Source organism: Thermus igniterrae ATCC 700962 (assembly GCF_000376265.1).
Classification (GTDB): domain Bacteria; phylum Deinococcota; class Deinococci; order Deinococcales; family Thermaceae; genus Thermus; species Thermus igniterrae.
Map to the genome: position 1 here is coordinate 1 of NZ_AQWU01000015.1, position 4,992 is coordinate 4,992.

The window sequence follows — 4,992 nt, forward strand, 5'->3', positions numbered from 1 at the left end:
TGGCCCGTCCCTACGCGGGGGTGCGTGGGGTCTGGGTGCGGGAGGGGGAGGAGGCGCCGGAGCTTCCGCGGGAGAGGGGGTTCAAGCCCTTGCCCAAGCGGTGGGTGGTGGAGCGGACCTTCGCCTGGCTTGGGCGGAATCGGCGGCTTGCCAAGGACTACGAAGCTAACCCTCGGGTGAGCGAGGCCTGGGTGTATCTGGGCATGCTACGCTTGTTGGTGAAGCGGCTGGCTAGGGCCGCGTAGCTGGCCGTGGAGGACTTTTACGACAGCCTCTGATTTTGCTCAGCTACGGGAAAAGCACAGGGGGTGTTTTAAGCCACCTTGAAGGCTTAGAAGCCTGGTTGAAAAGCCACAATCTTCTGCTGAAAGCCATTTATTTACCAAATCTCAGTTTTGCAGAGAAAATTTGGTTGGTGCTTCATTTGGGCGCAAATTTGCTTTTGGCCCGCAAGCAGGCCATAAAAAGAAAGATGGCCCTGGCCCAAGCCCTGCTTCGCCACCTCGAGGCCCCCCCGGGGCCCCTGGTCCTCCACGCCCACGACCCCTTCACTGCCTGTGCCGCCTTGGAAACAGGAAAGTTTCCCCTGGTGGTGACCATTCACGGGCCGGCCCATCGGGAATTCCTCATGGATTACGGCCACCAGGAGCTAAGCGACTGGGTCCGCTCCTTGGAGGAAAGGGCCTACAGGGAAGCCAGGATGGTCCTGGCGGTGGACGAAGGGCAAAAACAATATGTGCTGGAGGAGTTCTCCTTGCCTGAAGAAAAAGTAGCCGTGGTGCCTAACGCCGTACACCGGGAAAGCCTTTTGAAGCAGGCAGGGGTTTGGGCCCGACATCCCCTTGCGGAAAGTCTGGAAAAAACCCTCCACCAGGGCAAGCGGGTTATCCTGCTCCCCCGTAGGCTCGTGGCCAAAAATGGGGTTCATCAGGCCCTGGAGGCCCTTCCCCTTCTCCCGCCGGAGTACACCTTCTGGGTAGCAGGCGATGGCCCTCTACGGGGGGAAATAGAAACCCGGTTAAGGGAGTTGGGCCTTGGACCAAGGGTCCGGCTTTTGGGGGAGCAACCTCGAGGCGTGGTCCTGGCCCTCATGCAAAGGGCCTGGGCGGTCCTGGTGCCCTCCATACCCTCCCAGGGGGTGGTGGAGGCTACTTCCATAGCCGCCTTGGAAGCCATGGCCCTGGGCACCCCTGTGGTGGCTTCCGACCTGGGAGGGCTTCGGGAAATGATCCGTCCCGGGGAAAATGGTCTCCTCTTCCCACCCGGGGAAGCCAAAGCCATGGCAGAGGCCCTTATGCGGCTGGAGGACAAAGGCCTGAGGCAAATCCTGGTACAAGGAGGCCTTCGGTATGTGGAGGAAGCATGGGGTGTAAGGCAGTGGGGAGAAACCATCCTGGCCTTCTACCAAAAGGCCCTAGGAGAGGGATAAGGTGGTGAGAAAGTCCCATGTGGCCCTACTCATTCCCGTATACGGGGATCAGAAGGGCCTGGAGAAGACCCTAAGCACCCTCCCCTCCGATCTCCCTCTGGACGTGGTGGTGGTGGACGATGGGAGCCACCCGCCCCTTGTCCTCCCCCCGGTGGGCGAGCCCCACCGGGCCTTCCTCCTGCGGCTAGACACCAACCAGGGCATCACAAGGGCCCTAAACCACGGCCTGCACTGGGTCCTGGAAAGAGGTTACCCATATGTGGCCCGGCTGGATGCCGGAGACCTGGCCCTGCCCGGGCGCTTTGGCCGCCAACTTCGCTTCCTGGAAGAAAACCTGGAATACGGCCTGGTGGGGGGACAGGTGCGCTTCGTGGACCTAGAGGGTAGGGAAACGCACCGGGAGCGCTTTCCCACGGAAGACTGGGAAATTCGCCGCGTGATGCACGCCCGCAACGTCTTCATGCACCCCGCAGTGATGATGCGCACCGAGGCCCTCAAGAAGGTGGGGCTTTACCGCGAAACCTACCCCGCCGCAGAGGACTACGACCTGTTCTTTCGCCTCATGCGCCATTACAAGGTGGCCAACCTGCCGGAGGAGGTCCTGGTCTGCCGGATTAACCCCGGAGGCATCAGCCTGCGCAAAAGGCGGCAACAACTGCGCACCCGCCTGAGGATTCTGGCAGAAAACTTTGAGCCGGGACTAAAAGAGAGCTGGCTGGGGCTGGCCAAAAACCTGGCCCTCTTCCTTGCCCCCACTCCCCTAGTCTTCTGGGCTAAACGGCTCCTCAAGGGGCGAGGAGGTTGGTTTTAGGCCTCCCGGGTAGCCAGGAGATGGCAAACGCATCGGGCAGGCCCAACAAGGCTGGTATCCTCTCCCCTGTGCGGGCATTCTGGATACTGGAAGCCAGCGGCGGGGGCACCGGGCGGCACGTGCTGGACTTAGCCCTGGGGCTGGCCGAAAGAGGGGTGGAGGTCCATCTGGCCTACTCCCCCTTGCGGATGGATGCGATCTTCGCCCAGGGGCTTCCCCTTCTGGAATCTAGGGGCGTACGCACCTGGCCCATCCCCCTGCGCCGAAGCCCCCACCCCTCGGACCTAGGGGCCCTCTTCCGCCTCCTTGCCTACGCCCGGAGGGAAGGCCCCTTCCACCTGGTCCACGGCCACAGCTCTAAAGGAGGCGCCCTGGCCCGGCTTCTGGGACGTCTGCTTGGAATCCCGGCTGTCTACACCCCCCACGGGGTGGTGACCCTCTCCCCCTTCCTCTCCCCCTGGGAAAGGGCCATTTACGGAGGGGCAGAAAGGCTTCTTGCCCCCCTCACCGCCTTGGCCCTGGCCGTCTCCCCCTGGGAGGGGGAGGCCCTCCGGACCCTGGGGTACCGGCGGGTAGCGGTGGTGGAAAATGGCATCGCCCTGCCACCCCTAACCCCGGAGGAACGGGCAAGCGCGCGAACAGCCTTGGGGATAACTGGGGACACAGTGGCCATGGGCTTCGTGGGGCGGCTGGACCAGCAAAAGGACCCCCTCTTGGCCCTAAGGGCCTTCGCCCAGCTAGGCCTGCCCCAGACCCGGCTCCTGCTGGTGGGAAGCGGCCCCCTGGACCCCGCCTGCCGGGAAGAAGTCAGGGCCTTGGGCCTCGAGGGGAAGGTAGCCTTCCTGGGGGAAAGGGAAGCCCGGGAGGTCCTGCCCGCCCTGGACCTCCTCCTCTTCACCAGCGCTTATGAGGGCCTCCCCTATGTGCTCCTCGAGGCCCTGGCCCTGGAGGTACCGGTGGTGGCCGCTCCCCTGCCAGGGCTTGGGGACTGGCTCCAGGAAAAAGGGCTGGCCCAAGTGGCCCCAAGCCGGGAACCAGCAGCCCTGGCCAAGGCCATGGCCGGTCTGCTGGAAAACCCTGCCCTGGCCGACGCTCTGAGGCAAAGGGGAAGGGCATGGGTGGAGGGGCAGGGCCTCGAGGGCATGGTGGAGAAAATCCTGGCGCTATACCAGGAACTGGTCCATCCAACCAAGGCAGGCAAAAGCCCCTGGGCCTAAGGCCAAGAAAATCCCCAGGCATACGCCTTCCACCCGCCGGATACGGCTGTCCACCAGGAAATGGCTAGGCCAGCCGCTTTTCCTCCAAAGCCTCCCCCGCCTCCACCCAAAGGGGACCAAAGGGCACATCCTGCTGGAGGCGCACCTGGCCCAGGCGGTGGGCCTCCAAGAGGGCGGCGAAGCCCACCACCTGCTCCGCCCAGCCCCTCAGGGGCAGGCGGTGGAAGGCCACCCGCCCCTTGAGGAAAGCCTTCAGGCGCTCCCAGGCCTCCTTCAGGCCAAAGCCCTCGGGAGAGAGGTGGAGCACGGCCCGGCGAAAGGGCCGGGCGGCCTCGGCCAGCACCCTGGGGGGCAGGCGAAGGGCCGGCTTGGGCACGGGGGGCGGGGCCACGGGGAGGAGGCGGGCCCGCTTCCTCAGGCGTCCCTCCAGAAAGGCCACGGTGTCGGAAAGGTCCAGCAGAGCCTGGACCAGGGGAGCCTCCTCCCCTTCCTCCTTGGGCGTGAGGGCCCGCTCTGGGGAAAGCTTCAGCACCAGAAGCTCGGCCAGGATGGGCAGGAGCTCGCTCCGCTCCTTGAGGCCCTCGGGCACCTGGGCCAGGGCCTCCTCCACGATCTGGAGAACGGGCAGGGCCCTGGGGGAAAGCCGCCCCCGGCGGAGGGCCTCCCTGAGCTCAGCCGGCGTCCCCGAAAAGCCGGGAAAGGACAGGCGGATCACGAGGGCACCGGCCGCTTGGTGGGCAGGAGGAGGCCCACCTTCTCCCGCACCTCCTCCATGGTGGCCTGGGCCACGGCCCTGGCCCGCTTGGCCCCCTCCAGGAGAACGTCCATCACGTAGTCCGGGTCCCGCCTTAAGGCCTCGGCCCGCTCGCGGATGGGACGCAGGGTCTTCATCATCTCCTCAAAGAGGATGCGCTTCACCACCAAGGTGCCCACCCCTGCCCTCCGGTACTCCTCCTTCAGGGCCTCCACCAGGTCCTTGGGGGCAAAGTAGCCCAGGTAGGTGAAGACCACGGTGCGCTCCGGGTCCCCGGGGTCGGAAAGGCGGATGCGCTGGGGGTCATCGGGAAGGTGCTGGATCTTGTGCCAGATGCTCTCCTCGGCCTCCAGAAGGCCGATGGTGTTGCCCAGGGACTTGCTCATCTTGGCCTTGCCGTCAATCCCCGGCACCCGGGGGGCCTCGGGGTTGAGGAGGGCCTCTGGTTCGGGAAAGGTCTCGCCAAAGAGGGCGTTGAAGCGGCGGGCAATCTCCCGGGTGAGCTCAATGTGCTGCACCTGGTCCTCCCCCACCGGCACGGTGTCCGCCTTGTAGATGAGGATGTCCGCCGCCTGGAGCACGGGGTACATGAGGAGGCCGGACCAGATGGCCTCCTGCTTGGCGGCCTTGTCCTTGAACTGGGTCATGCGGGTGAGGTCCCCCAGGGGGGTGATGGTGGTGAAGACCCAGGCCAGCTCCGTGTGCTCGGGCACGTGGGACTGGACGAAGAGGGTGACCCGCTCGGGGTCCAGCCCAGCGGCGATGTTCACCAGGGCCGCCT

Annotated in this window: 6 protein-coding genes; 4 read left to right on the top strand and 2 right to left on the bottom strand. The window is 65.1% G+C overall.

Features of this window, described 5'->3' with window-relative positions:
• The 4 genes from B128_RS0100220 to B128_RS12015 all read left to right on the top strand — a co-directional run.
• On the top strand, nucleotides 1–245 hold a 245-nt coding region (locus B128_RS0100220; RefSeq protein ID WP_018110299.1), incomplete at its 5' end, for a transposase.
• 170 nt (nucleotides 246–415) lie between these two features.
• Complete coding sequence (locus tag B128_RS0100225; protein WP_281166732.1) at nucleotides 416–1,429, top strand: glycosyltransferase family 4 protein; 1,014 nt, start codon at nucleotides 416–418, stop codon at nucleotides 1,427–1,429.
• Between the two features lie 4 nt (nucleotides 1,430–1,433).
• Complete coding sequence (locus B128_RS0100230; RefSeq protein ID WP_026174896.1) at nucleotides 1,434–2,240, top strand: glycosyltransferase; 807 nt, start codon at nucleotides 1,434–1,436, stop codon at nucleotides 2,238–2,240.
• Nucleotides 2,241–2,308: 68 nt separating this feature from the next.
• Entirely contained in the window at nucleotides 2,309–3,457 is a 1,149-nt protein-coding gene (locus B128_RS12015; protein ID WP_040683528.1) for a glycosyltransferase family 4 protein, read from the top strand.
• 64 nt (nucleotides 3,458–3,521) lie between these two features.
• Here the strand turns inward: B128_RS12015 and B128_RS0100240 are convergent, their stop codons facing one another.
• Nucleotides 3,522–4,172, bottom strand: a complete 651-nt coding sequence (locus B128_RS0100240; RefSeq protein ID WP_018110303.1) for a chromosome segregation protein ScpA — start codon at nucleotides 4,170–4,172, stop codon at nucleotides 3,522–3,524.
• The coding region (trpS, locus tag B128_RS0100245) for a tryptophan--tRNA ligase (protein WP_018110304.1) at nucleotides 4,169–4,992 on the bottom strand (824 nt) is incomplete at its 5' end. The genes B128_RS0100240 and trpS, both read right to left, overlap by 4 nt.